The organism is Roseibium sp. RKSG952, from assembly GCF_009711355.1.
The window spans coordinates 1-1,955 of the sequence record NZ_SMMF01000569.1; the positions used below are offsets into that span (position 1 = coordinate 1).

Genomic DNA, 1,955 nt, shown 5'->3' on the forward strand with positions numbered 1-1,955 from the left:
AGCGCTTCCCGTACCGGCGCCGGTTTACGGCGTCGCGCCATTGGATCAATCCCTTGTGCGCCAGAGCCCGCTCATAGTTGTTTACTTGGCGCTCGGAAATGTCGAGTTGCCAGGCGATTGCCTGAACCGAAATGAAGACAATGGGTTGCGCTCCCATCGTCCAATCGCAATCGAATGTGTGTTCGATCATGAATTCCAGATATCTCAGCAGCGCCGGCGATAAAGAGAGCGGTTTACTTGCCGCTCGGATCTTGCGCAGTACCTGCCAGCGGTCGACATTTTCGGGCAGCTCAATTTGTCTGTCGGTTTTGGCGCGCGCGCCCGAAAAACTACGTTTGATTGTATTATGGTAAGCTGGCCTTTGCGCGACCGGGTATTCCAGGACTTCCAACGCATACCTCAAAAAACTATGTCGTTGGGTATGTAGAGCTGACGTTACGACATGAAAAAAAGCGCCTCGGTGCTTGTGTTTTTTTCACTCACAGACTAACAACCACCTTGTTGTCTGTCTCGTTCGGTCTTTGACTGCATACCCATTGGCTGAACCTGACAGGGAACCATCAGGAGTGATTTTTAAACATCTCATTTCTGAAATGTGGCAGAGTTTTCATTGCGGTTTATTTGAGTAGGTTGCAATGAAGCTCTGCTACTATTCATCTCATATAACTATTTGAGATGGAAGTGTTTTATTCACCCAACCATGTAGTGTGGAAAAATCGTCCCTTATTTTTGGTGGGTGCGCCTTCTGGATAACTTAATCATTTTTCTTTGCCAGCCCGTGCAATGACTTTGCGAGAAGCAATTTGCCGTCAACCGCCCGCTCGATCATGGCGCGGAAATATCCGGCCGGGTTTGAAATCTGTTCCGGATCCCTGAGCGCTTTTTCTGCGACGACGGCGAGGCACGCAGCGGTCAGATAGCGGCCTTGTCTCTGGACGGCCTGGGTATAGCCGGACTGGCTAAGCCCGATCATCATCCGAAGCATATCGGCAGCTTCGCAGAGTTCCGGCCAGGTCGAAAAGCTGAGGCCGGTTTCGGTCTGGGCGGTTGGACAAGCGCTGTTAAGCAATCCGATGGACACGCCATCAAGGCCGGATTGCGGATTGTTGGGCTTACCCGCTTGCTCTTTGTGTTGTTGCGTCCCTTGATCGGCTCCGCAAGGCTCATTTTCAGGAGCCATTTCAACGGCGAAGCCGTTGTCAGTTTTGGGATTGTGTTCATCCGCGTTAGCGGATGGCCACTTGTCATTACAAATTGAAGAGTCGGGAAAGGTTGTAATAGTATATAGGGCGTCATCAATGTCACCCGCGCATGACATTTTTGCTTGGTTTTCAAGGTTGAAGTGATCTACCGCTTCATCATAAAGCCCCTGCAAAAGCTCGGCCGCAACTGCCGGGGCGTCTTTGTGTTTATCAATCACGAATGCAGCCCGATCGACAAATAACTGATAACCGTTTCCGGCTGCATCCACGAGATCAACAATCGCACGAGAGATTCTACTAACTGCCCTTTTGGCCTCTTGCAGTGCCTTGACGCGGGCCTGGAAGGCGTCTGCCAAAGCCTTGAACTCGGAATGGTTATGGCACGCAGGGGTGAAATCCAGCCCGTACGCTTGCTCTGGCTCCCCTCCCCTGCCGCGATACACATACCGACGGCCTGTCGGACTGTCGCGATATGCAAGTATTCCGGCTTCAACAAGCGTTTTCAGGCAACGCGTGACAGTCCGCGGGGTACGGTGGGTGTAGTCGGCAAGTCTCTGATTGGAAATCGCAACCACTGGGCGGCGATCAGCTTGAAAATCATCTGCCTGGACGAGTCCCAAGAGGATATCCAAAACATGATAGGTGGTGCCGCTAATCCCAAGTGCCGGCGCAACACGTTTCAGAACAAGCGATATGTCGCGTTTAGAGACACTTGGTCGCTCTTCCTGGGACGCAAGGTGCGCGCTGGCAAGG

Annotated in this window: 2 protein-coding genes; both read right to left on the minus strand. The window is 52.2% G+C overall.

What is annotated here, in order from left to right:
• Nucleotides 1-403: helix-turn-helix domain-containing protein (locus tag E1297_RS02360; RefSeq protein ID WP_368669439.1), on the minus strand; the 403-nt coding region annotated here is incomplete at its 3' end.
• Between the two features lie 351 nt (nt 404-754).
• The gene (gene repC / locus E1297_RS02365) at nt 755-1,897 is read right to left on the minus strand and encodes a plasmid replication protein RepC (RefSeq protein ID WP_368669440.1); all 1,143 of its coding nucleotides are present in this window, start codon (nt 1,895-1,897) and stop codon (nt 755-757) included.
• Nucleotides 1,898-1,955: the final 58 nt, after the last annotated feature.